Here is a 24,343-nt window from a genome sequence, read left to right as displayed (position 1 = left end):
GGACCGACGCGGGGCGTGCCTCCCGACCGGGATGGTGGTGCCATGACCACCAACCAGACGCCGATCATCCGACTCGACCACGTCTCCAAGCACTACGGCGACGCCGCGCGCCGGGTCACCGCCCTCGACGACGTCAGCGTCGACATCGGTGCGGGGGAGTTCACCGCCGTGATGGGTCCGTCCGGCTCCGGCAAGTCGACACTGATGCACGTCGCCGCGGGACTCGACGCGGTGTCGTCGGGGCGGATCAGCATCGACGGGGTCGAGACCACCGGGCTGGCGGACCGCGAGCTCACCGAGCTGCGTCGGCGCCGTCTCGGCTTCGTGTTCCAGTCGTTCAACCTCGTGCCCACCCTGGACGTCGCAGAGAACATCCGCCTGCCGTTCCTGCTCGGTGGGCAGAAGCCCACGCGGGACGAGTCGGCGTGGATCGACCGGCTGGTCGAGATGCTCGGCCTCGGGAACCGCCTGGGCCACCGTCCCCACCAGCTCTCCGGCGGACAGCAGCAGCGGGTCGCGATCGCGCGGGCGCTGGCCTCGCGTCCGGCCGTCGTCGTCGCTGACGAGCCGACCGGAGCCCTCGACTCGCGGACCGGGCGCGACGTGCTCGGGATCCTCCGTGGCGCCGTGCAGGAGTGGGGGCAGAGCGTCGTCATGGTCACGCACGACCCCGTCGCGGCGGCGAACGCCGACCGCATCCTGTTCCTCGCCGACGGCCGCATCGTGGACGACCGTCCGGCGATGACCGCGTCGGACATCTCCGCCACGATGCTCGGGATGGAGGCGGCAGCATGAGCGGCCTCCGCGCCTTCGCGCCCACCGTGCTCGTCGCGGCGCTCGGCACCACCTTCGGCTCGGCGCTCGTGATCGCACCGGGCGTCGTGACCCAGGCGATGGCCGCGGCGGGGTTGAGCGACCTCGGTCCGGTCAGGGCGATCCTCGCGGTGATCGGCTGGCTCTTCCTCGGCATCGCCCTGTACGTCGGGGCGATCGTCACGGCCAACACCTGCGCCACCCTCATCGCCGGCCAGACGCGCATCATCGCGCTGCAGCGGCTCGTCGGTGCCACGGGCGCCACGCTCCGCGCCCGCATCACCCGGACCGGGCTGCTCGTCGGCGCGCTCGGCGGTGCGATCGGTGTCGTCGTGGGGACCGGGCTGTCGGTCGTGTTCGTCGCGGTGCTGCGCGGGAACGGCTTCCTGCCGGACACGGCGTACACCCTCGTCCCGTGGGAGCTCGTCCTGCCGCTCGTCGCCGTCGTCCTCGCGACCTGGGGTGCCTTCGCCGCCGGGTCGCGGCGCGTCCTGACGGTGACCCCGCTCCAGGCGCTGTCGTCGAGTGTCGAACCCGCGCACGAGGACGTCCGGTCCGGCACTGCGCGGAAGGTGTGGGCGATCCTGCTCATGGCCGCGGGCGCGCTGCTGATGCTGCTCGGGCTGGGCGTCAGCGTGAGCTCGCCGTTCGCGGTCCTGCCTGCTGCCCTCGGCGGCTTCGTGTCCTTCGCGGGCGTCGCCGTCGGAGCGACCATCGTGATGCCGCCGGTCCTGCAGCTGATCGGACGGATCGGCTCCCGCGACCCCGTGGTGCTCCTCGCCGGTCGGAACGCGATGCGGGCGCCCGGGCGGGCCTCGCGTGCCACGATCGGACTCGTCATCGGCGTGACGCTCCTCGTGACGTTCGCGGTCGCGCTCGGGATCATGCAGCACGTGCTCGAGCAGCAGCTCTCCGCGATGGACGACGGCACGATGACGCCCGAGGTCCTGCAGGCGCAGCGCGACTTCTTCGTGCAGCTCAACACCGTCGTGGGCGTGATCGTCGGGTTCTCCGCCGTGATCGCCGCGGTCGGGGTCGTGAACGCCCTCGCCCTCGGCGTGCTCCAACGTCGCCGTGAGCTCGGTCTGCTCCGTGTGCTCGGGCTCACCGGGGCGCAGGTCCGGCGGATGATCGTGACCGAGGCCGTGCAGATGGTCGTCGCGGCGGTCGTGACCGGACTCGTGCTCGGCACCTGCTACGGCTGGGTCGGCGGGCAGACGCTCCTCGGCTCGATCGGCACCGTCGTGCCGCCCGTGCTGCCGCTCGGCACCGTCGCCGTGGTCGTCGTCGGCGCACTCGTCCTGGCGGTGGTCGCGACCGTCGCTCCGGTCCGCCGCGCGATGCGGGTCCCGCCGACCGAGGCGCTCGCCGTCGACTGAGCACGGCACCTGGCCCGGGCAGCAGTGCCCGGACAGCAGCGCCCGGGCCAGGACTGCAGCACCCAGGCCCGGGCGCCGGCAGCGTCACGCACTTGCACCGCGCTGGTGTACCAGTGCTACGGTGGCGGTGATGTACCCGGCACTCCTCCTCCTTCGCTGCCGCGACGAGGCCTGACACAACGGCCCACCTCGTCGCGGAGTCCGTCGTGGCCTGACACACACCTGACGACGAAAGCGACGAACCGATGCAGAACACGCAGCGCCCCTCCGGGATGCCCATCCACAAGTACGTCCCGTTCCACGAGCAGATCGCGGTCGAGCTGCCCGACCGCACCTGGCCGACGAAGCGCATCGACCGTGCACCGCGGTGGTGCGCGGTCGACCTCCGGGACGGCAACCAGGCCCTGATCGACCCGATGGACTCCGAGCGCAAGCGGGCGATGTTCGACCTGCTCGTCCGGATGGGCTACAAGGAGATCGAGGTCGGGTTCCCGAGCGCCTCGCAGACCGACTTCGACTTCGTCCGGTCGCTCATCGACGACGGAGCCATCCCCGACGACGTCACGATCCAGGTCCTGACGCAGGCCCGCGAGCACCTCATCAACCGCACCTACGAGGCGATCGACGGTGCGAAGCAGGCGATCGTGCACCTGTACAACTCGACGTCGATCGTGCAGCGCGAGGTCGTCTTCCGGACGGACGTGCAGGGCGTCGTGGACATCGCGGTCGAGGGCGCGCGGATGTGCAAGGCGGCCGAGGCGGCGCTGCAGCACGACACGACGGTGTTCTACGAGTACTCACCGGAGTCCTACACGGGCACCGAGCTCGAGGTGGCGGTCCGGATCTGCAACGCCGTGCTCGAGGTCTTCGAGCCGACCCCTGATCGCAAGGTCATCATCAACCTGCCCGCCACGGTCGAGATGGCGACGCCGAACGTCTACGCCGACTCGATCGAGTGGATGTCGCGGAACCTCGACCACCGTGAGGACGTCATCCTCTCGCTGCACCCGCACAACGACCGCGGGACGGCCGTCGCCGCGGCGGAGCTCGGTTACATGGCCGGCGCTGACCGCATCGAGGGCTGCCTGTTCGGCAACGGGGAGCGCACCGGCAACGTCGACCTCGTCGCCCTCGGCATGAACCTGTTCACGCAGGGCATCGACCCGGAGATCGACTTCAGCGACATCGACCAGGTGAAGCGGACGGTCGAGTACTGCAACCAGCTACCGGTGCCCGAGCGCCAGCCCTGGGCGGGCGACCTCGTGTACACCGCGTTCAGCGGGTCGCACCAGGACGCCATCAAGAAGGGCTTCGACGCCATGCAGGCGAAGGCCGAAGCGGCCGGGACGACCGTCGACGAGATCGCCTGGGCGGTGCCGTACCTGCCGGTCGACCCGAAGGACATCGGCCGCTCGTACGAGGCGGTCATCCGCGTCAACTCGCAGTCCGGCAAGGGCGGTGTCGCGTACCTGCTCAAGACCGACCACGCGATCGACCTGCCCCGCAAGCTGCAGATCGAGTTCTCCGGTGTCGTGCAGCAGCGCACCGACTCCGAGGGCGGCGAGTTCTCGTCTGAGCGCATCTGGGACCTGTTCCGCGACGAGTACCTGCCCGCGACCACGGACGAGGACAAGTGGGGTCGCTACGAGATCACGAAGACGGCGACGTCGAGCGACTTCGACGGCACGACGAAGCTCTCGGTCGCGATGCGCGTCGACGAGGGGTCGGTCGAGGCGCAGGCGGTCGGGACCGGGCCGATCGACGCGTTCCTGTCGGTGATGCGCGACCAGGGCGTCGCCGTCACGCTGTACGACTACTCGGAGCACACGATGAGCGCCTCGGGTGACGCGCAGGCCGCCTCGTACGTCGAGCTCGACGTCGACGGCGTCCGCCTGTGGGGCGTCGGCATCGACGCGGACATCGCGACGGCCTCGCTCAAGGCGATCGTCTCGGCGGTGAACCGCGCAGTCCGCGCCGGGGCCGCGTCCGGCGCGCCGGAGCTGGTCTCCGCCTGACCGCGCGCTCAGCGCGACCACCTGACGGGAGGCGCGGTGCGGGTCCGACCCGCACCGCGCCTCCCGTCCGTGGTGCCGTCCCGTCCCTACCCGTCGCGCCCGCCGTCGCGTGGTGCGTTCCGTCCCATCGCGCCCGAGATGGGAGGACGGATCGCGCATGGGAGGACGGAACTCGCGGTCTCCGACGCGCGGATCGGTCTCCGACGCGCGGATCGGTCTCCGACGCGCGGATCGGTCTCCGACGCGCGGAACGGTCGCCCCCCCGCACCCCGCTGTCGGCGGGGCGGGGGATACTGGTGCGATGCCGCTGTACCGGGACGAGTGCGTCGTGTTGCGCACCCACAAGCTCGGTGAAGCCGACCGCATCGTCACGATGCTCTCCCGGCAGCACGGCAAGATCCGGGCCGTCGCGAAGGGCGTCCGGCGTACCGCGTCGAAGTTCGGGTCTCGGCTCGAGCCGTTCATGGTCGTCGACGCGCAGTTCTACGAGGGCCGCTCGCTCGACATCGTCACGCAGGCCGAGAGCCTCGGGTCGTACGGCGCCCAGATCGTCGCGGACTACGGCGCGTACACGGCCGCGAGTGCGATGGTCGAGACCGCCGACCGCCTGAGCGAGGCGGACGCCGGCCTGCAGCAGTACCTGCTCCTCGTCGGGGCGTTGCGCTCGCTGTCCCGCCGCGAGCACGTCACGAGCGCGACGCTCGACTCCTACCTGCTCCGGGCGATGAGCATCGCGGGCTGGGCGCCGTCGTTCGGTGACTGCGCGGTGACCGGGGAGCCCGGGCCGCACACCGCCTTCGTCGTGCAGCTCGGCGGCGTCGTGGCCGACCGGGCGGCGCCGCCCGGCACCCCGCGCCTGGACACCGACACGCTCGGCCTGCTCGGAGCGCTGCTCGCGGGCGACTGGGCGACCGTGGACGTCGCGGACGAACGAACGCGCTCCCGGGCCTCCGGCGTGGTGGCGGCGTACGCCCAGTGGCACCTGGAACGATCGCTCCGGTCCCTGCCGCACGTCGACCGCAGCGAGCAGCCGGCACCGGTCGCACCGACGCCGGGTGGGGTCCCCGCCGCGGTCGCCGCGACACCGTCGCCCGCGGTCCCCGTCCCGACCGACACCGTGCCGTCCGATCCCGAAGGAGCCCCTGCATGAGCCCACGCCGGTCAGCAGCGTCCGAGCCGATGAAGCCCGTCGACTGGACGGGCGAGCAGCCGCCCGCGATCCCCGCGCAGTTCGTGCCCGAGCACGTCGCGATCGTGATGGACGGCAACGGACGGTGGGCGAACCAGCGCGGACTGACCCGGGTCGAGGGGCACAAGGCGGGCGAGGCCTCGCTCCTCGACGTCGTCGCCGGCGCCATCCAGATCGGCGTCAAGCACGTCTCGGCGTACGCGTTCTCGACCGAGAACTGGAAGCGCTCCCCGGACGAGGTCCGCTTCCTGATGGGCTTCAACCGCGAGGTCATCCACCGCCGACGCGACCAGCTGCACGCCTGGGGCGTCCGGGTGCGGTGGGCCGGACGGCGCCCGCGGCTCTGGCGGAGCGTGGTCGACGAACTGCAGACCGCCGAGCGCATGACGGCTCGCAATGACGTCTGCACGCTGACGATGTGCGTGAACTACGGCGGCCGGAACGAGATCGTCGACGCCGTCCGCAGCATGGCCGAGGACGTCGCCGCCGGGCGGATGAAGCCGAGCCAGGTCACCGAGAAGGCCCTGGCGAAGCGCCTGTACGTGCCGGAGCTGCCGGACGTCGACCTGTTCCTCAGGAGCTCGGGGGAGCAGCGCACCTCGAACTTCATGCTCTGGCAGTCGGCCTACGCCGAGATGGTGTTCCTCGACCGGCTCTGGCCGGACTTCCGGCGGACGGACCTCTGGGGCGCGATCGAGGAGTACGCGAGCCGGGACCGCCGGTACGGCGGCGCCGTCGACGCACCCACCGCCTGACCGGAGGCGCGTGGCAGGCGCCGCCACGATCCTCCCGTCCGACACGGACCGACACGCACGAACACGGACCGACGCGGAGCGGCGCGGACCGACGCGGAACGGCGCGGACCGACCCGCATCGGCCACAGCCAGGAACGGGCCGACCCCGTCAGTCGAGCAGGTGCGCCGCCCCGCGGACCGCGTCCAGTGCGGCACGCACACTCGGCACCCGGTCCGCCCCGCGCGCGACGACCACCTCGACCCGCCTGGCGAGGTCGTCCTCGGCGGGGGTGACGGCGACACCGGCGGGGATGACGGTCGACACGAGTGCGAGCCGGGGCAGGAGCGCCACCCCGAGGCCGGCCGCGACGAGCCCGACGACCGCCGCCGCGTTGTCGGTCTCGAGCACGATCTCCGGGGTGAACCCGGAGGCGGCGCACGAGGCGAGCAGGTGCCCACGGCAGCGCGGGCAGCCGCCGATCCAGCGCGCCTCGCGGTGGTCGGCGAGGTCCGCGACGCTCCCGCCGGACCAGTCGACCGGCAGTGCTCCCTCGCCGCCGTCCGGACTCGGCGTCACGAGTGCGAGCGGGTCGCGTCCGAGCGCCCGGGTGCGGAGCGTCGGGTCCGTGGTGGTGTCGTCGGCGGGCCCGACGAAGGCGTGCGAGAAGACCAGGGCGACGTCGACCTCGCCGCGGCGGACGAGCTCGACGGCCTCGGGCGGTTCGGCCTCCACATACGAGGTCACGACCCCGGGGTGGTCCGCCGCGAGCGTGGCGAGCACGGCGGGCACCAGGGTGGACGAGGCACTCGGGAACCCGGCGAACCGCACCCGTCCGCGGGCGAGTCCGCCGACGGCGTCCAGGTCCTCGCGGGCGGCGGCCAGTGCGGACTCGACCGCCTGGGCGTGGTCGGCGAGCACCGCGCCGGCCTCGGTGAGCGTGGCGCCGCGCCCACCACGACCGGCGGGCCCGCCCCGGCCGCCGACGGCGGTCCCGGCGCTGCCACCGGTCCCGCCGCTGCCACGGGTCCCGCCGCGCAGCACGAGCTCGTGGCCCAGCCGACGTTCGGCCCGCGCCAGCAGTTGGCTGACGGCCGGCTGGCTGTACCCGAGGACGTTCGCGGCGCGGCTGATCGACCCGGCGTCCCGGACGGCGCGGAGCACACGGAGCAGCTGGGGATCGAGGTCTTCCATAACACGATGTTATGGGGTGCCGAAGGAAACTGCCCTGGTGTGATGACCGCCTGCCGTCGACCCTGGACGCATGGACTCCTTCGTCGACGGCTCCGGGTACCTCGCCGCCTGCACCGCCGGGCTGCCGACCCTCGGCACGCTCGCCGCCCAGCGCGCGGACCTCGACGCGTGGTCCCGGGCGGCCACGACCCCGACCGGCTACGGCGCCCTCGTCGAACAGGGACGCGCACTGTTCGCAGACATCGTCGGCGTCGACCCGGCGCGGGTCGCCACCGGCTCGCAGACCTCGGCGATGGTCGCCGTCGTCGCGGCCTCGCTGCCCGACGGCGCCGAGGTCGTCGTCCCCGACGGTGACTTCAGCTCGGTCGTCTTCCCGTTCCTCGCCCAGGCCCACCGCGGCGTCCGGGTGCGGAGCGTCCCGCTCCCGGCACTCGCCGACGCCGTGCGCCCGGGCACCGGGCTGGTGGCCTGGTCCGCCGTGCAGTCCGCCTCCGGTGTGGTGACCGACCCGGAGCCCGTGCTCGCCGCGGCCCGGGCGGTCGGCGCGCTGACGCTCTGCGACCTCACGCAGGCCGCCGGGGTGCTCCCCGTCGACGCGGCACCCTTCGACGTCACCGTGACGCACGCCTACAAGTGGCTCTGCGCACCGCGCGGGGTCGCGTTCGCGACGTTCTCGGACCGCGCGCTCGCGGAGCTCCGCCCCGTGCAGGCGGGCTGGTACGCGGGCGCCGACGTGTGGTCCTCGTGCTACGGACCCGACATGCGGCTCGCCGACGACGCCCGTCGCTTCGACGTCTCCCCGGCCTGGCAGGCCTGGCCCGGGGCGGTCGCCGCCCTGCGGCACCTCGCGTCCGTCGACGCGGCCTCGGCCTGGAGGCACGCCACCGGTCTCGCGGACCGGCTCGCCGACGCGCTCGGCACGTCCCGACCCGGGCAGGCGATCACGACGTTCCCGGACCCTGACGGCACGGCGCTCCGCGCACTGGCGGACGCCGGGGTCACCGCGAGCGGCCGGGCCGGGCGGCTGCGGCTCGCCTTCCACCTGTGGAACGACACCGAGGACGTCGACCGGGTCGTCGCGGTGCTCGGGGGACATCGCAGCTTCCGACCGGTGGAGCGGCCGGTCGTCCACAGCGTGCGGTAGCCCGTCCGCCCCCACTCGACGGGCCGGTACGCTTGCCGGGTACCGTTCCGACCCGGGCACCCAGTCCGGCGACCACAGGAGTCCCTCTTGGCACCGTCCTCCCGTCTCGACAGCGTCATCGCCCTGGCCAAGGGCCGCGGCTTCGTCTTCCAGTCGGGGGAGATCTACGGCGGATCGCGCTCCGCGTGGGACTACGGGCCCCTCGGTGTCGAGCTCAAGGAGAACATCAAGCGCCAGTGGTGGCAGCGGTTCGTCCGCGGCCGCGGCGACATGGTCGGCCTGGACTCGGCCGTCATCCTGCCCCGCAAGGTGTGGGAGGCCTCCGGCCACGTCGCGACCTTCACGGACCCGCTCGTCGAGTGCCTGCACTGCCACCACCGCTTCCGCGAGGACCACCTGGTCGAGGCCTTCGTCGCCAAGAAGGGCCGCGACCCCGAGGGCGGCATGGCGGAGATCGCCTGCCCGAACTGCGGCACGCGCGGCGAGTGGACCGAGCCCCGTGAGTTCTCCGGGATGCTCAAGACGTACCTCGGCCCGGTCGAGTCCGAAGAAGGCCTGAACTTCCTGCGCCCCGAGACCGCGCAGGGCATCTTCGTCGACTTCGCGCAGGTCGTCACGACGAGCCGCATGAAGCCCCCGTTCGGCATCGGCCAGGTCGGCAAGGCGTTCCGCAACGAGATCACGCCCGGCAACTTCATCTTCCGGACCCGCGAGTTCGAGCAGATGGAGATCGAGTACTTCGTGCCGCCGGCCGACGTCGACACGCACTACGAGCAGTGGATCGCCGACTCGGTCGCGTTCTTCACCGACCTCGGCATCGACCCGGAGAACCTCCGCCGGTTCGACGTGCCGGACGGGGAGCGCGCGCACTACTCCGACGCCACGGCCGACATCGAGTACCGCTTCGGCTTCGCCGGGTCCGAGTGGGGCGAGCTCATGGGCGTCGCGAACCGCACCGACTTCGACCTCAACAACCACATCGAGTCCTCGGGCAAGGACCTCCGGTTCTTCGACCAGGCCGCCAACGAGAAGTACGTGCCGTACGTCATCGAGCCGTCGTTCGGCCTCACCCGTGCGCTCATGGCGTTCCTGCTCGACGCCTACCACGAGGACGAGGCCCCGAACGCGAAGGGCGGCGTCGACAAGCGCACCGTCCTGCGCCTGGACCCGCGGCTCGCCCCCGTCAAGGCCGCTGTCCTGCCGCTGTCGCGCAACGAGCAGCTCTCGCCGGTTGCCCGTGGGCTCGCCGACGACCTCCGCAAGCACTGGAACGTCGACTTCGACGACGCCGGTGCCATCGGTCGTCGCTACCGTCGCCACGACGAGATCGGTACGCCGTTCTGCATCACGGTCGACTTCGACACGCTCGACGACCGGGCCGTGACGGTCCGCGAGCGCGACACCATGGCGCAGGAGCGCGTGTCCCTCGACCAGCTGCAGGGCTACCTGGCGCAGCGGCTGCTCGGCGCGTAGCACCGCCCGCCCGACCCACGGAAGACACACACGGCAGCGGCCCGGGAATACCCGGGCCGCTGCCGTGTTGAGGTCCGCGTGAACGACTCCGTGAAGGTCGATGTCTGGTCCGACATCGCATGCCCCTGGTGCTACATCGGCAAGCGCAAGTTCGAGGCGGGAGCCGCGGCGTTCGGCGCCGGCCCCGACGCCGCGCCGGTCGAGGTCGAGTACCACTCGTTCGAGCTCAGCCCGGACACCCCGGTCGACTTCGAGGGGCCCGAGGCCGAGTTCCTCTCCGGTCACAAGGGCATGCCCGTCGAGCAGGCGCAGCAGATGCTGCAGCACGTCGCCGGCATCGCCGAGGGCGTCGGCCTGGACTACGACTTCGACGCGATGCACCACACCAACACGGTGAAGGCACACCAGGTCATCCACCTCGCCAAGCAGCACGGCAAGCAGCTCGACATGGTCGAACGGCTCTTCACCGCCTACTTCGAGCGGGGTGAGCACGTCGGGCAGGACGAGTCCCTCGCGGACCTGGCCGCCGAGGTCGGACTCGACCGCGACGAGGTCCTGGCGACCCTGCGCGACGACGGCCAGCTCGCAGCCGTCCGTGCCGACCAGGCCCAAGCGCAGGCGTTCGGCATCAACGGCGTCCCGTTCTTCGTCATCGACGGCAAGTACGGCGTCTCCGGGGCCCAGGACCCGGCGGCCTTCGAGCAGGTGCTCCGCCAGGTCGTGGCGCTGCGCTCGTCCACGCCCGAGGAGCTCGCGGCGGAGCAGCAGCGCGCCGAGGACGACGCGGCAGCGGACGCGGCGGTGACCCGGTGAGCGACGTGACGACGACCGCCGGGGCCGCACCGCGCCTCCAGGCCGGAGTGACCCCGTCGACGGGACCCGCACTGCTGACGTTCCCCGTCTCCGGCGGTGCGCCGGTCTGCGAAGGTGACAGCTGCTTCGTGCCCGGTGCCGAGGGGAACTGGACCGAGGTCCCGGACTGACGGGACGGCGCTCGGGTCAGGCCCGGACGGCTTCCTCGTCGGTGATGTCCGCGACCGTCGCGTCGTAGGCGGCGACCAGGGCGTCCGCGTCGACGAACGCGCTCGCGCCGTGCCGCCCGGCGCCGAGCGCGACCCGACGGCCGAGCACGCGCTCGTCGGCGACGACCGGCAGGTCACCCGTCGCACCGATCGGGGTGATCGTGCCGCGTTCGTAGCCCGAGGCCTCGAGCGCGGTGGAAGCGTCGGGCATCGAGAGCTTGTTGACGCCGACGACCGCGCGGAGCTTCTTCCACGCGATGCTCCGCCCGCCCGGCACGAGCGCGAGCAGGAAGCCGCCGTCGTGCCGCTTGACGACGAGGGTCTTGACGATGTCGCCCGGGGTGATCCCGAGCAGTGCGGCGGCCTGCTCGAGCGAGTCGGCCGCGGGGCGTTCCACGACCTCGACGTCGAGCCCCCTGGCTGCTGCATCGGCGTCGAAGCGGGCGATGGCGGTGTCGGACATGTGGAGAACGCTACCGGCGCGGAACGGGCATGGGAGAATGGACGACGTATGACGATCACTGACGCGCCCCGGACGGCGACCCGACCGGCGAAGCCCCTGCGCATCGGCCCCATCGAGGTCGACGCGCCCGTGGTGCTCGCCCCGATGGCGGGCATCACGAACATGGCCTACCGCCGACTCTGCCGCGAGTACGGCGCGGGGCTCTACGTCTGCGAGATGATCACCTCGCGCGCCCTGGTCGAGCGGACCCCCGTCTCGATGCAGCTCATCCAGCACCACGAGTCGGAGACGCCCCGGTCGATCCAGCTGTACGGCGTCGAGCCGAACACCGTGGCCGAGGCCGCGACGATCCTGGTGGGCGAGGACCGGGCCGACCACATCGACCTGAACTTCGGGTGCCCGGTGCCCAAGGTCACGCGGAAGGGCGGGGGAGCGGCCCTGCCGTGGAAGCTCGATCTGTTCAAGGACCTGGTCGAGAAGACCGTCAAGGCCGCCGGCGACGTCCCGGTGACCGTCAAGATGCGCAAGGGCATCGACGCGGACCACCTCACGTACCTCGACGCGGCGCGCATCGCCCGGGACGCCGGCGTCGCCGCGATCTCGCTGCACGCCCGCACCGCGAACGAGCACTACTCCGGGCACGCGGACTGGTCGGCGATCGCGACGCTCAAGGAAGCGATCACGGACATCCCGGTGCTCGGCAACGGGGACATCTGGTCCGCCGCCGACGCGCTGCGCATGGTCGACGAGACCGGCTGCGACGGCGTCGTCGTCGGCCGCGGGTGCCTGGGGCGTCCGTGGCTGTTCGGCGACCTCGCGGCGGCGTTCCGCGGCGAGGACGTCCGTGCGATGCCGTCCCTCGGCGACGTCGCGACCGCGTTCCGTCGGCACGCCGAGCTGCTCGTGGAGTTCTTCGGGTCCGAGGACCACGGCTGCCGTGACGCCCGCAAGCACGTCTCCTGGTACTTCAAGGGCTACCCGATCGGCGGCGACGTCCGCTCGGCGCTGTCGATGGCGTCGAGCCTGCAGGAGATCGACGACCTGCTGGGGCAGCTCGACTGGACGGCCCCGTACCCGGGCGCCGACGTCGAGGGGCCCCGCGGTCGCGCCGGGCACCCGAAGCGCACGGCCCTGCCGGACCGCTGGCTCGAGTCCCGCGACGTCGACGAGGCGTTCCGGAAGGTCCTCGCCGCCGCCGAGCTGCACCACAGCGGCGGATGAGCGCCACCGCCTCGTACGGGCCCGCCGACGCCGAGCGCTGGCTGCCCGAGACCCACGGCAACCGTCGGTCCGACTTCGCCCGCGACCGTGCCCGACTGCTGCACTCGAGCGCGCTCCGGCGGCTCGCCGCGAAGACCCAGGTGCTCAGCCCGACCACGGGGCTCGACTTCGCGCGGAACCGTCTGACGCACTCGCTCGAGGTCGCGCAGGTCGGCCGCGAGCTCGCCGACTCGCTCGGGCTCGACCCCGACGTCGTCGACACGGCGTGCCTGGCGCACGACATCGGCCACCCGCCGTTCGGCCACAACGGCGAGACGGCCGTGAACGCCTGGGCTGCCGGGATCGGCGGGTTCGAGGGCAACGCGCAGACCCTGCGCCTGCTCACGCGACTCGAGCCGAAGGTCTACGGCGTCGGGCCGGACGACGACCGTCCGTACGGGCTCAACCTGACCCGGGCCTCCCTCGACGCGAGCTGCAAGTACCCGTGGCCGGCGGCGCAGGGCGTGGCCGAGGCGTCGTCCGGACGCACGAAGTTCGGCTTCTACGACGACGACCACGACGCGTTCGAGTGGCTCCGTGCGGGGGCTCCCCGCCGGCAGCGGTGCATCGAGGCACAGGTCATGGACCTGTCCGACGACATCGCGTACTCGGTGCACGACTTCGAGGACGCGGTCGTCGCGGGCTTCATCGACGTGGCGGCGCTCGGCGACCGGGTCGGTGAGAACGACATCGTCACGGCGATGCACGCGTGGGTGGGGTCCGACCTCAGCCGCGACGAGCTGCTCGAGGCCTTCGACCGGCTGCGCTCCCTGCCGCTGTGGATGACCTCGTACGACGGGTCGCGGCGGGACATGGCGCGGCTGAAGAACCTGACGTCGCAGCTCATCGGGCGCTTCGCGCGCACGGCGACGGCGGCGACGCGGGAGTCCTACGCGTCCGGGTCACTCGTGCGGTTCGCGGCGTCCGTCGTCACCCCGCCCGAGATCATCGGCGAGATCGCGGTGCTCAAGGGCATCGTCGCGGCCTTCGTGATGACCCAGGGCGACCGCCAGCCGGTGTACGAGGACCAGCGTCGCGTCCTCACCGAGCTGCTCGACGCCCTCGCGGCCACGGGGAGCGCGGACCTCGAGCCGGGCTTCGCGGCGGACTGGCGTGCGGCGTCCGACGACGCCGGGCGGCTGCGGGCCGTGGTCGACCAGGTGGCGAGCCTGACCGACCAGGGGGCCCTGGCGTGGCACAAGCGGCTCGTCGTCGGCGAGCGGGCGACGACGCACATCCCGGTCTGAGTCCGGTGCCGGTGCCGGCTCCGCGAGACGCCGCCGGCTGCGCGGGACGCCCTCGTGCGCGCGAGACGCCGCCGAATCCGCGAGACGCCGCCGAATCCGGAACCGTCTCGGTGGCACGCGTCCGTCTCGGCGCAACCGGACCGTCTCGGCACGAACGGACCGTCTCGGCGAACCGGACACGGACGCGGACGCAGCCGCGGCCGCCGACGCCTCAGGGCTGGCCCACCCCGCGACCGCAGCCGTCGTGCCGGACGTGCGCCGTGCCTCCAGGCCGTCACCCGTCCACAGGCGGACGCTCGTCCACAGGCGGGCGAGACCGTCCGCCGGGGTCACCGGCACGAACTAGGATCGAGGGGTGGCTGGCAGGATCGCGCGGAACGACATCGACGAGGTCCGCTCGCGTGTCAACATCGCCGACGTCGTCGGCGACTACGTCACGCTGAAGTCCGCCGGCGTCGGGTCGCTCAAGGGCCTCTGCCCGTTCCACGACGAGCGTTCCCCGTCCTTCCACGTGCGGCCCCAGGTGGGGCGGTACCACTGCTTCGGGTGCGGTGAGGACGGCGACGTCTTCGAGTTCATCATCAAGCAGGACCACACGACCTTCCAGGAAGCCGTCGAGCGGATGGCCGCGAAGATCGGCTTCACCCTTCACTACGAAGAAGGCGACGGGCCCCGCACCGACTACAACCAGCGCGCGCGGCTGATCGCCGTGAACGAAGCCGCGCTGGCGTTCTACCAGGCGCAGCTCACGACCGCGGGCGCCGAACCCGCCCGCCGATTCCTCGGGGAGCGCGGGTTCGACCCCGCGGCGGCGCAGCACTTCGGGGTCGGCTTCGCGCCGCAGTCGTACGACGCGACGCGCGAGCACCTACGCGGCCGCGGCTTCTCGATGGACGAGATCCTCGCCGCCGGGCTCGCCGGCCAGGGCGACCGGTCGCCGTACGACCGCTTCCGCGGACGCCTGATGTGGCCGATCCGCGACGTCACCGGCGCGACGATCGGCTTCGGCGCGCGTCGTCTGCTCGACGACGACAAGGGGCCGAAGTACCTCAACACCCCCGAGACGCCGATCTACCACAAGAGCCAGGTGCTCTACGGGCTCGACCTCGCCCGCCGGGACATCTCGAAGCAGAAGCAGGTCGTCATCGTCGAGGGCTACACCGACGTGATGGCGTGTCACCTCGCCGGGGTGACCACCGCGGTCGCGACGTGCGGCACGTCGTTCGGGGTCGACCACATCAAGGTCCTGCGGCCGATGCTCGGCGACTCCGCTGGGGCGCACCTGTCGCAGCTCGGCGACATCGTCTTCACGTTCGACCCGGACGAGGCCGGGCAGCGTGCCGCGGCACGCGCCTTCGCCGAGGAGAGCCGGTTCGCCTCGCAGACCTACGTCGCGGTCGCGCCCGGTGGCCTCGACCCGTGCGACCTCCGGCTGACGCGCGGCGACGCCGCGATCGAGCGGCTCGTCGAGACCAAGCGCCCGATGTTCGAGTTCATGATCCGTCGCCGGTTGGCGTCCCACGACATCGAGACCGCCGAGGGGCGCGTCGCCGGGCTCCGCGACGCCGCGCCGGTCGTGGCCGGCATCCGCGACCGCACCCTCGCCAGCGCCTACGTGCGCGAGACCGCCAAGTGGCTCGGGATCGACATCCCGGAGGTCCGGCGGGCGGTCGAGAACGCGCGGCAGCGGCAGGGATCGACTCGCCACGACCAGCCAGGAGGCTCGGTGCCGGTCGGGCAGGCGGGCCCCGGTGGCGAGCTGGTCACCCCTGCGGAGGAGCCCGTGGCCGGCCTGCGCCTGCTGCCGAACGACCCGGTGACCCGGATGGAGCGGGACGCCGTGATGGCGATGGTGCAGCAGCCCGGGTACGTCGGGACCCCGCTGATCTGGCTGGCGGCCTCGGCGACGTTCTCGGCGCCGATGCTGTCGGTCGTCCGTGACGCCGTCGTGGCCAACGTCGACGCCATCGGGGCGGGGGACTGGCTCGACCGGCTGCTGCAGGACGTGCCGGCGCCGTTCCGCGGCCTCGTGCAAGAGCTCGCGCTCGCGCCGATCCCGGCCCGCACCGACGAGGACCTCGCGCTCTACGCCCGGAGCATCGTGCAGGCCCTGGTCGAGCGTGACCTGCTCGCCCGCAAGGCAGCGCTCCTCGGGCAGCTGCAGCGTGCCGACCCGCACGAGCAGGGCGACCGCCGCGCGGAGATCCAGCGGGAGCTCGTGGAGCTCGACGCACAGCGCATGCGGCTCCGTGCCGACGGCGAGGCGTCCGCGTAGGGACTCGTCGTCCGCCTCGTCCGGCGTGCCCGCTGGCCGGCGTGCCCGCTGGCCGGCGTGCCCGCTGTCCGGCATGTCCGCTGTCCGGCGTGCCGGTTGTCCGGCATGTCCGCCGCCCGGCGTGCCCGCTGCCCGGTATGCCCGCTGTCTGCCCTCCGCCGAACGGGCAGGACAGGCCGCGTGCTCGACGTCGAGCGGTCGATGAGTGTCGGGTCGGACCGCCGAGCGGGCCACAAGTGGCACGCCCGGGAGCGCCCGCGCGCTCCGTTGCCGAACGCAACAATCGTGCGTGACACGCCGAGCGAGCACGCGCGCATCATGCGCCATGCGACGCGGTCCTGCATTACAAGGGTGTAAACAAATGCCCTCCGGCGCCGGAGATTCCGTGTCAGGGTGGTACCAATGAGCGTTCCTGGCCGGGCACACAGTCGAACCACCGCCCTGCCCAGGACCCTTGCAACCATCACCAGAGAGAGAGCGGACATGGCATCCGTGACCAAGTGGGGCAAGCGCGGTCTCGCGCTCGGCGCCGGGGCAGCAGCGACGGCGCTGGTGCTCACGGGCTGCGCGAGCAGCAGCGTCTCCGACACCGCCCTGAACGGCATCAGCATCGGCACGACGGACAAGATCACGTCCCTCGACCCGGCGGGCTCCTACGACAACGGCTCCTTCGCCGTGCAGAACCAGGTGTTCCCGTTCCTGATGAACACCCCGGTCAACAGCCCGGACGTGAAGCCGGACATCGCCACCAAGGGCGAGTTCACGAACCCGACGACGTACACCGTCACGCTCAAGAAGGGCCTGCAGTTCGCGAACGGCCACGACCTCACGTCGAGCGACGTGAAGTTCTCGTTCGAGCGCGAGCTGAAGATCAACAACGAGAACGGCCCGCAGTCGCTGCTCGCCAACCTCAAGAGCATCGACACCCCGGACGACACGACCGTGGTGTTCAACCTCGACCACGCCGACCAGACCTGGCCGCAGGTGCTCTCGAGCCCCGCCGGCCCGATCGTCGACGAGCAGGTGTTCTCCGCCGACAAGCTCACGCCGGCGGCCGACATCGTCAAGGGCAAGGCGTTCGCCGGGCAGTACGAGATCACCTCGTACAAGGAGAACGACACCATCCAGTACAAGGCGAACCCGAAGTACGACGGGCTCCTCGGCAAGGCGAAGACCGACGAGGTCACCGCCAGCTACTACACCAAGGAGACCGACCTCAAGCTCGCCGTGCAGAAGGGCGACGTCGACGTGGCGTACCGCTCCCTGACGCCGACCGACATCGCCGACCTCCGCAAGGACTCCAAGCTCGAGGTCACCGACGGCCCCGGCGGCGAGATCCGTTACCTGGTCTTCAACTTCAACACGCAGCCGTTCGGCGCGAGCCAGTCCGACAAGGACGAGACGAAGGCCCTCGCCGTCCGTCAGGCCGTCGCCGACGTTGTCGACCGCGAGAAGCTCGCCAAGGACGTCTACAACGACACGTACTCGCCGCTGTACTCGATGGTCCCCGAGGGCCTGACCGGTGCCGCGAAGCCGTTCGAGCAGCTGTACGGCGACGGCAACGGCGGCCCGAGCGTCGACAAGGCGAAGGAGACGCTGTCCAAGGCCGGCGTCACCGGCAAGGTGCAGCTCGACATCCAGTACGCGCCGGACCACTACGGCTCGACCTCGGACGACGAGTACGCCGAGCTCAAGACGCAGCTCGAGAACTCGGGCCTGTTCACCGTGAACATCCAGTCGACGGTCTACACGACGTACGCGCAGGAGCGCACGAAGGACGCCTACCCGGTGTACCAGCTCGGTTGGTTCCCGGACTTCTCGGACGCCGACAACTACCTGTCGCCGTTCTTCACGAAGGAGAACTTCGTGCAGAACCACTACGACGACCCGACTATCCAGGACCTGATCTCGCAGGAGCAGCAGGAGTCGGACAAGAGCAAGCGTGCCGACCTGATCGAGCAGGCGCAGGAGCGTGAGGCCACCCAGATCTCGACGCTGCCGCTGCTGCAGGGCAAGTCGGTCGCGGTCGCCTCGAAGGACGTCAAGGGCCTGGTCCTCGACTCCTCGTACAAGTTCCGCTACGCCACCCTCTCCAAGTAACACCGGCGTCGGCCCACGGGGGCGTTCCCACGAGGAACGCCCCCGTGGGCGCGTCCCGAACGGCACCGAAAGGCACCCGTCCTCGTGACCCTCAGCACCCCGGAGGCGGCCTCGGAGCTGGCCACCGACCCCACCAAGCCCCAGGCACAGCGACGTGCCCGCGGGCAGGGCGGCGGGCTCGGCCGGTACATCCTGGTCCGCTTCCTCCTCATCTTCCCGACCGTGTTCATCCTGGTCACGCTCGTCTTCTTCCTGATGCGCGTCATCGGCAACCCGATCACCGCGTCCGTCGGTGGTCGCCTGACGCCGGCGCAGCTCCAGGAGCGCCTGCACGCCGCCGGGTACGACCGGCCGGTCATCGTGCAGTACCTCGAGTACCTCGGCAACATCGTCCGCGGCGACTTCGGCACGACGTCGACCGACAACCGTCCGATCACCGAGATCATCGTCACCTACGGCGGCGCGACCGCAGAGCTCGTGTTCTGGGCGCTCATCGTGGCGCTCGTCCTCGGTATCCCGCTCGGCATGCTCGCCGCGTACGTCCGCGACAAGTGGCCGGACGTGCTGTTCCGCGCGCTCGCGATCCTGACCTACGCGACGCCGGTCTTCTTCGGCGGTCTGCTGCTCAAGCTCGTCTTCTCGGTGTGGCTCGGATGGCTGCCGCTCGGCGACCGCGCGTCGACCCGGGTGTCGCTCGTCCTCGACAACATCCCCGGCGCGACGGGCATCTACATCGTCGACGCGCTCCGCACCGGCAACGCGCAGATCATCGGGGACGTGCTGGCGCACGCCGTCCTGCCCGCGCTGACGCTCGGGCTGCTCACCGCCGGCATCTTCCTGCGTCTGGTGCGCGCCAACATGATCGGCACGCTCGGCTCCGAGTACGTCGACGCGGCCCGCTCGCGCGGCGTCAAGGAGGCTCGCCTCGTCCGGACGCACGCGTTCCGTCCGGCGCTGGTCCCGATCATCACCGTGATGGGTCTGCAGATCGCCATGCTGCTCGGCGGCTCGGTGCTCACCGAGACCACCTTCGGTTGGCGGGGACTCGGCTTCGAGCTCAACCAGTACCTGTCGGCCCGCGACTTCGTCGCGGTCCAGGGCATCGTCGCGATGCTCGCCGTGATCGTCGCCGTGACGAACTTCGTCGTCGACGTCGTCGCGGCGCTCATCGACCCGAGAGTGAGGTTCTAGCGATGACCGACGTCTCGCTCGTCGACCGCCACGAGCCGCTCTGGAAGCGGCTGCCCGTGGTGGTCCAGCTCCGCCGGAGCACCGGCTGGCAGCGCGCCATGCTCGTCACCGGCGTGGTCATCTGCGCCCTGTACCTGATCGTCGCGATCGCGGCGCCGCTCATCGCCCCTTACGGCTTCGGCCAGCTGCAGGGCGCCGACGGCCAGGGGTTCCCGCGCACCGGTGCCCCGAGCGCCGAGCACATCTGGGGCACCACGGTCGGCGGGTTCGACGTGTTCAGCCGCGTCGTGTTCGGCGCACGGACCGCGGTGCTCGTGGTCATCGTCGCCGTGGTCGTCTCGATCACGATCGGTGTGATCCTCGGCATGGTGTCCGGCTACCTGGGCGGCTGGCTCGACCGGGTGCTCGTCGTGGTGGCGGACGCGATCTACGCGTTCCCGTCGCTGCTCCTGGCGATCGTCGTCTCGATCGTCATCTCCGGCGGCAACTCGAGCTACTCGGGCGGCATCGTCGCCGCGGCGATCTCGATCACGGTCGTGTACGTGCCGCAGTACTTCCGCGTCGTCCGTGCCGAGGCCGTCCGGCTGAAGAACGAGGCCTTCGTCGAGTCCGCCCGCGTGGTGGGCACGAACCCGTGGCGGATCATGACACGCCACGTGCTCCGGAACTCGACGCGGTCGCTCCCGCTCATCCTGACGCTCAACGCGAGCGACGCGATCCTGACGCTCGCGGGCCTCGGCTTCCTCGGGTTCGGCATCGGCCCGACCGCCGGCGCCGAGTGGGGCTACGACCTCAGCCGTGCGCTGTCCGACGTCGCCTCCGGCGTCTGGTGGACGGGCGTGTTCCCCGGCGTCGCGATCGTCGTGCTCGTCCTCGGCGTGACCTTCATCGGCGAGAGCCTGAACGACATCTCCGACCCGCGGCTCCGCGCCCGTCGCCGGCTGAAGCAGCTGGTGTCCCGCAAGCAGGCCGCCAGCACGGAAGGGGCGACGGCATGACCGACGCAGCGAACGATCGGCAGCACGCACCCGTCGCGGTCGTCGACGACCTGACCGTCACCTTCGCGACCGACGGCGGCGCCGTCGACGCCGTCAAGGGCGTCAGCCTGGACGTCCGTCCCGGCGAGGTCCTGGCCCTGGTCGGCGAGTCCGGATCGGGCAAGTCCGTCACGGCCCGGAGCATGCTCCGCCTCATGCCGGAGACGGCGACGCTCGGCGGCGCGGTGTACCTCGACGGGACCGACGTCGTCACCGTCGGCCCGGCGAAGCTGCGGGAGCTCCGCGGGACCGCCGGTGCGATGGTCTTCCAGGAGCCGTCCACGGCGCTCAACCCGGTCTTCACGGTCGGGTGGCAGATCGCCGAGGGCCTCCGGGCGCACGGCGGCGTCTCGAAGAAGGAGGCGCGGGCGAAGGCGATCGACTACCTGCGGCGGGTGGGCATCCCCGACCCGGAGCAGCGCGTCGACCACTACCCGCACCAGTTCTCCGGCGGCCAGAAGCAGCGCGTCGTCATCGCGTCCGCCCTGGCCCTCGAACCGAGCGTCATCATCGCCGACGAACCGACCACCGCACTCGACGTGACGGTGCAGGCGGAGATCCTCGACCTGCTCCGCCGCTGCCGTGACGAGTTCGGCGCGGCGATCGTGATCATCACGCACAACATGGGCGTCGTCGCCGACCTGGCCGACCGGGTCGCCGTGATGTACCAGGGCGAGGTGGTCGAGGAGGCCCCGGTCGCCGAGCTCTTCGCGGCGCCGCAGGCCGACTACACGAAGAAGCTCCTCGCCGCCGTGCCCCGGCTCGAGGCGTCGACCGGGAGCGCCCGTCGTGCCGCGATCACCGAGGACGTCGAGCCGCTCGTGTCGGCCCGCGGGCTGGAGATCGCGTACCCCGGCCGACTCGGCTCGCCGGCGTTCCGCGCGGTCAAGGGCGTCGACCTGGCGATCCGTCCCGGCGAGGTCCTCGGCCTGGTGGGGGAGTCCGGCTCCGGCAAGACCACCATCGGCCGGGCCATCGCGGGACTCACCCGGATCACGGGCGGGTCGCTGAACGTCCTCGGGACCGAGATGCTCGGGTACCGCGAGCGGGACTTCAAGCGGCACCGGAAGGACATCGGGTTCGTCTTCCAGGACCCGGCGACCTCGTTCAACCCGCTGCTGACGATCGCGGAGTGCGTCGCCGAGCCCCTCGTCGTGCACGGCGAGGTCCGGAACCCCCGCGCCGCCCGGAAGCGCGTCGACGAGCTGCTCGAGGCGGTGCAGCTGCCCGCCGCGTACGGCGACCGCTACCCGCACGAGCTGTCCGGCGGCCAGCGCCAGCGCGCGTCGCTCGCCCGGTCGCTCGCGCTCCGGCCGAAGCTGCTCATCGCCGACGAGCCGACGAGCGCGCTCGACGTGTCCGTGCAGGCCCGCGTGCTCGAGCTGTTCCTCGAGCTCCAGCAGGACCTCGGCTTCGCCTCGCTGTTCATCAGCCACGACCTGGCGGTCGTGGGCGCGCTGTCGGACCGCATCGCGGTCCTCTACCGCGGCGACCTCGTGGAGACCGGCACGACCGCCGAGGTGCTCGGGGCGCCGCAGCACCCGTACACGCAGCGGCTCCTCGCGTCGCTGCCGGTCCCGGACCCGGCGGAACAGGCCGAGCGACGGCGTACGCTGGTCGAACTGGAGCACGCCGGGTCCTGATCCGGTGGCGACCAGCCTGGAGGCGCGTCCCGCGTCCGCGACGCGGGTCGCGCCTCCAGGCGGTCACCTCCACCGCACCACGTCGCGACCGCACCGTCGCGACCGACAGGCGCGGTCGCAGTCAGGGGCGCCGCGGAAGGGGATCCATGATCGCGGTCAACGGCCCGGCGGTCGTCGCAGACGACGTCTCGATCGAGTACCGGGGGGCTCGCGGCGCAGCCGCGATCCGGGCCGTCGACGGGGTGAGCCTGACCGTCCGTCAGGGGGAGATCCTCGCCGTGCTCGGCGAGTCCGGCTCGGGCAAGTCCACGTTCGCCGCGGCGATCGCCGGACAGCTCGGCGCGACCGGCGAGGGCGAGGGGGCGCACCGCCGGCACATCACCGGTGGCGAGCTCACCGTGCTCGGGCAGAAGGTCCGCGGGCTCCGGCCGACGTCGCGCAAGGCAGCCCGGCTGACCGGCCGGATCGGGTACCTGCCGCAGGACGGCGCCGACCGGCTGAGCCCGGACCTGACCGTCGGCGAGGCGATCGCCGAACCGATCTACGTGCGCGACCGTCGCTTCGACCGGAAGGAAGCCGGGCTCATCGTGGCCCGCCTGGTCGACGCCGTGCACCTGCCGCTCGGCGTCATGCGGCTGAACACGTGGGAGCTCTCGAGCGGCCAGCGGCAGCGCGTCGCCCTCGCCCGGGCGCTGGTCCTCGAGCCGCAGCTCCTCGTCGCCGACGAGCCCGCCCGCGGTGTCGACGTGCTCGTGCGGCAGTCCGTGCTCGAGGCACTGACGAACCTGCAGCGGGGCCGGCAGTTCTCCGCCGTGGTCGTCTCGAGCGACCTCCGCGAGGCCCGTGCCCTGGCGGACCGCGTCGCCGTGATGGCCGACGGCCGCGTGGTCGGGCTCGGCACCTTCGACGAGGTCCTCGACAACCCCGTCGACCCCTACGTCAAGACCCTGGCGGCGACGGCGTCCCGGCCGGTCAAGCGTCGACCCACCACGGCCTCCGGGGCCCGGTCCGCCGCACCTCGACGGCCCGTCGCCGCGGCCGGCACCGGCCCCCGCACCGAACGACAGGAGCGCGCATGACGACCACCACCGGGACCTCCACCCGAGGCCACCGTGCCGTCGTCACCGACGCCGGCGCACCGCTGCCGGTGGCGCCGCCCACCGCCGGACCGGTCGCGATCCTGCCGTCGCCGGCCGACCTGCACGTCGCCGCGGTCACCGGCGCGGGCGGGACGGTCGCACCGCTCGACGAGGACACCCGCGCCGTCGTCTGGCTCGACGCGCGCGACCCCGACGGACTCGCCGCGGCGCTCGACCGGGCGCCGGGCGTCGGGTGGGTGCAGCTGCCGTTCGCGGGGGTGGACGCTTTCGCCCACCTCATCGAGGAGCACGGGGACCGGGTGCTCTTCACCTCGGCCAAGGGTGCGTACGCCGAGCCCGTCGCCGAGCACGCCCTCGCCCTGACGCTCGCGACGCTGCGGGTCCTGCCGAAGCGTGCACGGGCGACCTCGTGGGCGACGGAACCCGAGGGCGTCTCCCTGTACGGCCGGAACGTCGTGGTGATCGGCGCCGGGGGCATCGCGCTCGAGTTCATCCGACTGCTCGCACCGTTCGAGGTGTCGGTCACCGTGGTGCGGCGCTCGAGCGACCCGGTCCCGGGCGCCGACCGGACCGTGACGACCGACGAGCTCGACGCCGTGCTGCTGGACGCCGACGTCGTGATGGTCGCCGCGGCGATGACGAGCGGCACCGCGAAGCTCCTCGGGGCACCGCAGTTCGCCCGCATGAAGCCGAGCGCCCGGATCGTGAACATCGCCCGCGGCGGCCTGGTCGACACCGACGCCCTGGTCGCCGCGCTGCACGACGGCGAGGTCGCCGGCGCGGGGCTGGACGTCACGGACCCCGAGCCGCTGCCGGACGGGCACCCGCTGTGGACCACACCCGGGGTCGTCATCACGCCGCACCAGGCGGACACGCCGGAGATGGTGGCGCCGCTCCTCGCCGAGCGCGTGCGGGCGAACACGACGGCGTTCCTGGGCGGTGCGGGCAAGGGGTTCGTCGGGGTCGTCGACCCGGCCGCCGGGTACTGACCGGGCGCGGTCGTCGCGGAGTTCGGGTGCGGCGCGCCCGGGATGCGCGGCGGATGCGCGGAGCGGGCGCTGCGTCC

Annotated in this window: 20 protein-coding genes; 18 read left to right on the top strand and 2 right to left on the bottom strand. The window is 72.0% G+C overall.

What is annotated here, in order from left to right; all coding sequences use genetic code 11:
- Positions 1-42: 42 nt before the first annotated feature.
- From DEU32_RS13320 to DEU32_RS13300, 5 genes are all read left to right on the top strand, one after another.
- Positions 43-795: an ABC transporter ATP-binding protein gene (locus DEU32_RS13320; RefSeq protein ID WP_114850971.1), complete on the top strand. Its 753-nt coding sequence runs from the start codon at positions 43-45 to the stop codon at positions 793-795.
- Positions 792-2,192, top strand: coding sequence for an ABC transporter permease (locus tag DEU32_RS13315; protein ID WP_114850970.1), 1,401 nt, complete (start codon positions 792-794; stop codon positions 2,190-2,192). The genes DEU32_RS13320 and DEU32_RS13315 overlap by 4 nt, the downstream gene beginning before the upstream one ends.
- Positions 2,193-2,437: 245 nt before the next feature.
- Positions 2,438-4,207, top strand: a complete 1,770-nt coding sequence (gene leuA / locus DEU32_RS13310) for a 2-isopropylmalate synthase (RefSeq protein WP_114850969.1) — start codon at positions 2,438-2,440, stop codon at positions 4,205-4,207.
- 301 nt (positions 4,208-4,508) lie between these two features.
- Positions 4,509-5,357, top strand: coding sequence for a DNA repair protein RecO (gene recO, locus DEU32_RS13305; RefSeq protein WP_114850968.1), 849 nt, complete (start codon positions 4,509-4,511; stop codon positions 5,355-5,357).
- A complete protein-coding gene (locus DEU32_RS13300) occupies positions 5,354-6,151 on the top strand; it encodes an isoprenyl transferase (RefSeq protein WP_114850967.1) in 798 nt (265 codons plus the stop codon). The genes recO and DEU32_RS13300 overlap by 4 nt, the downstream gene beginning before the upstream one ends.
- A 148-nt stretch (positions 6,152-6,299) precedes the next feature.
- On the opposite strand, the gene DEU32_RS13295 is transcribed toward DEU32_RS13300, so the two are convergent.
- The gene (locus DEU32_RS13295) at positions 6,300-7,322 is read right to left on the bottom strand and encodes a LysR family transcriptional regulator (RefSeq protein WP_114850966.1); all 1,023 of its coding nucleotides are present in this window, start codon (positions 7,320-7,322) and stop codon (positions 6,300-6,302) included.
- Between the two features lie 70 nt (positions 7,323-7,392).
- Here DEU32_RS13295 and DEU32_RS13290 point away from each other — a divergent pair, with 70 nt between their 5' ends.
- The 4 genes from DEU32_RS13290 (at position 7,393) to DEU32_RS17255 (ending at position 10,922) form a co-directional block, all read left to right on the top strand.
- Positions 7,393-8,466, top strand: coding sequence for an aminotransferase class V-fold PLP-dependent enzyme (locus DEU32_RS13290; RefSeq protein WP_114850965.1), 1,074 nt, complete (start codon positions 7,393-7,395; stop codon positions 8,464-8,466).
- Positions 8,467-8,553: 87 nt separating this feature from the next.
- Entirely contained in the window at positions 8,554-9,939 is a 1,386-nt protein-coding gene (locus DEU32_RS13285; protein WP_058742435.1) for a glycine--tRNA ligase, read from the top strand.
- Positions 9,940-10,017: 78 nt separating this feature from the next.
- The gene (locus DEU32_RS13280) at positions 10,018-10,752 is read left to right on the top strand and encodes a DsbA family protein (RefSeq protein ID WP_114850964.1); all 735 of its coding nucleotides are present in this window, start codon (positions 10,018-10,020) and stop codon (positions 10,750-10,752) included.
- The gene (locus DEU32_RS17255; RefSeq protein WP_181819295.1) at positions 10,749-10,922 is read left to right on the top strand and encodes a hypothetical protein; all 174 of its coding nucleotides are present in this window, start codon (positions 10,749-10,751) and stop codon (positions 10,920-10,922) included. The genes DEU32_RS13280 and DEU32_RS17255 overlap by 4 nt, the downstream gene beginning before the upstream one ends.
- A 16-nt stretch (positions 10,923-10,938) precedes the next feature.
- Here the strand turns inward: DEU32_RS17255 and DEU32_RS13275 are convergent, their stop codons facing one another.
- Positions 10,939-11,424 carry an aminoacyl-tRNA deacylase gene (locus tag DEU32_RS13275; RefSeq protein ID WP_114850963.1) on the bottom strand — a complete coding sequence of 162 codons (486 nt, stop codon included), beginning with the start codon at positions 11,422-11,424 and terminating at the stop codon, positions 10,939-10,941.
- Positions 11,425-11,472: 48 nt separating this feature from the next.
- On the opposite strand from DEU32_RS13275, the gene dusB reads away from it, so the two are divergent.
- The 9 genes from dusB to DEU32_RS13230 all read left to right on the top strand — a co-directional run bounded on the left by dusB (position 11,473) and on the right by DEU32_RS13230 (position 24,266).
- Positions 11,473-12,645: a tRNA dihydrouridine synthase DusB gene (dusB, locus tag DEU32_RS13270; protein WP_114850962.1), complete on the top strand. Its 1,173-nt coding sequence runs from the start codon at positions 11,473-11,475 to the stop codon at positions 12,643-12,645.
- Positions 12,642-13,931 carry a deoxyguanosinetriphosphate triphosphohydrolase gene (locus DEU32_RS13265; protein WP_114850961.1) on the top strand — a complete coding sequence of 430 codons (1,290 nt, stop codon included), beginning with the start codon at positions 12,642-12,644 and terminating at the stop codon, positions 13,929-13,931. The genes dusB and DEU32_RS13265 overlap by 4 nt, the downstream gene beginning before the upstream one ends.
- Positions 13,932-14,286: 355 nt before the next feature.
- Positions 14,287-16,206: a DNA primase gene (gene dnaG, locus DEU32_RS13260; protein WP_114850960.1), complete on the top strand. Its 1,920-nt coding sequence runs from the start codon at positions 14,287-14,289 to the stop codon at positions 16,204-16,206.
- Positions 16,207-16,689: 483 nt separating this feature from the next.
- On the top strand, positions 16,690-18,306 hold the full coding sequence (locus tag DEU32_RS13255) for an ABC transporter substrate-binding protein (protein ID WP_058742429.1): 1,617 nt from the start codon (positions 16,690-16,692) through the stop codon (positions 18,304-18,306).
- A gap of 84 nt (positions 18,307-18,390) precedes the next feature.
- Entirely contained in the window at positions 18,391-19,497 is a 1,107-nt protein-coding gene (locus DEU32_RS13250; protein ID WP_181819294.1) for an ABC transporter permease, read from the top strand.
- A 2-nt stretch (positions 19,498-19,499) separates the two neighbouring features.
- The gene (locus DEU32_RS13245; RefSeq protein WP_114850959.1) at positions 19,500-20,495 is read left to right on the top strand and encodes an ABC transporter permease; all 996 of its coding nucleotides are present in this window, start codon (positions 19,500-19,502) and stop codon (positions 20,493-20,495) included.
- Positions 20,492-22,177, top strand: coding sequence for an ABC transporter ATP-binding protein (locus tag DEU32_RS13240; RefSeq protein WP_114850958.1), 1,686 nt, complete (start codon positions 20,492-20,494; stop codon positions 22,175-22,177). The genes DEU32_RS13245 and DEU32_RS13240 overlap by 4 nt, the downstream gene beginning before the upstream one ends.
- 146 nt (positions 22,178-22,323) lie before the next feature.
- Positions 22,324-23,256, top strand: coding sequence for an ATP-binding cassette domain-containing protein (locus tag DEU32_RS13235; protein ID WP_114850957.1), 933 nt, complete (start codon positions 22,324-22,326; stop codon positions 23,254-23,256).
- On the top strand, positions 23,253-24,266 hold the full coding sequence (locus tag DEU32_RS13230) for a D-isomer specific 2-hydroxyacid dehydrogenase family protein (protein ID WP_114850956.1): 1,014 nt from the start codon (positions 23,253-23,255) through the stop codon (positions 24,264-24,266). The genes DEU32_RS13235 and DEU32_RS13230 overlap by 4 nt, the downstream gene beginning before the upstream one ends.
- Positions 24,267-24,343: the final 77 nt, after the last annotated feature.

Source organism: Curtobacterium sp. AG1037 (assembly GCF_003349855.1).
Lineage (GTDB): Bacteria > Actinomycetota > Actinomycetes > Actinomycetales > Microbacteriaceae > Curtobacterium > Curtobacterium citreum.
The sequence above is the reverse complement of the archived record's forward strand: the minus strand, read 5'-3'. Positions and strand labels throughout refer to the sequence as shown.

Coding starts and splice junctions, on each gene's coding strand:
- DEU32_RS13290 (WP_114850965.1), top strand. CDS start 7,393: ATGGACTCCTTCGTCGACGGCTCCGGGTACCTCGCCGCCTGCACCGCC.
- DEU32_RS13320 (WP_114850971.1), top strand. CDS start 43: ATGACCACCAACCAGACGCCGATCATCCGACTCGACCACGTCTCCAAG.
- DEU32_RS13255 (WP_058742429.1), top strand. CDS start 16,690: ATGGCATCCGTGACCAAGTGGGGCAAGCGCGGTCTCGCGCTCGGCGCC.
- DEU32_RS13300 (WP_114850967.1), top strand. CDS start 5,354: ATGAGCCCACGCCGGTCAGCAGCGTCCGAGCCGATGAAGCCCGTCGAC.
- DEU32_RS13315 (WP_114850970.1), top strand. CDS start 792: ATGAGCGGCCTCCGCGCCTTCGCGCCCACCGTGCTCGTCGCGGCGCTC.
- recO (WP_114850968.1), top strand. CDS start 4,509: ATGCCGCTGTACCGGGACGAGTGCGTCGTGTTGCGCACCCACAAGCTC.
- DEU32_RS13275 (WP_114850963.1), bottom strand. CDS start 11,424: ATGTCCGACACCGCCATCGCCCGCTTCGACGCCGATGCAGCAGCCAGG.
- DEU32_RS13295 (WP_114850966.1), bottom strand. CDS start 7,322: ATGGAAGACCTCGATCCCCAGCTGCTCCGTGTGCTCCGCGCCGTCCGG.
- DEU32_RS13230 (WP_114850956.1), top strand. CDS start 23,253: ATGACGACCACCACCGGGACCTCCACCCGAGGCCACCGTGCCGTCGTC.
- DEU32_RS13235 (WP_114850957.1), top strand. CDS start 22,324: ATGATCGCGGTCAACGGCCCGGCGGTCGTCGCAGACGACGTCTCGATC.
- DEU32_RS13265 (WP_114850961.1), top strand. CDS start 12,642: ATGAGCGCCACCGCCTCGTACGGGCCCGCCGACGCCGAGCGCTGGCTG.
- leuA (WP_114850969.1), top strand. CDS start 2,438: ATGCAGAACACGCAGCGCCCCTCCGGGATGCCCATCCACAAGTACGTC.
- dusB (WP_114850962.1), top strand. CDS start 11,473: ATGACGATCACTGACGCGCCCCGGACGGCGACCCGACCGGCGAAGCCC.
- DEU32_RS13240 (WP_114850958.1), top strand. CDS start 20,492: ATGACCGACGCAGCGAACGATCGGCAGCACGCACCCGTCGCGGTCGTC.
- DEU32_RS13245 (WP_114850959.1), top strand. CDS start 19,500: ATGACCGACGTCTCGCTCGTCGACCGCCACGAGCCGCTCTGGAAGCGG.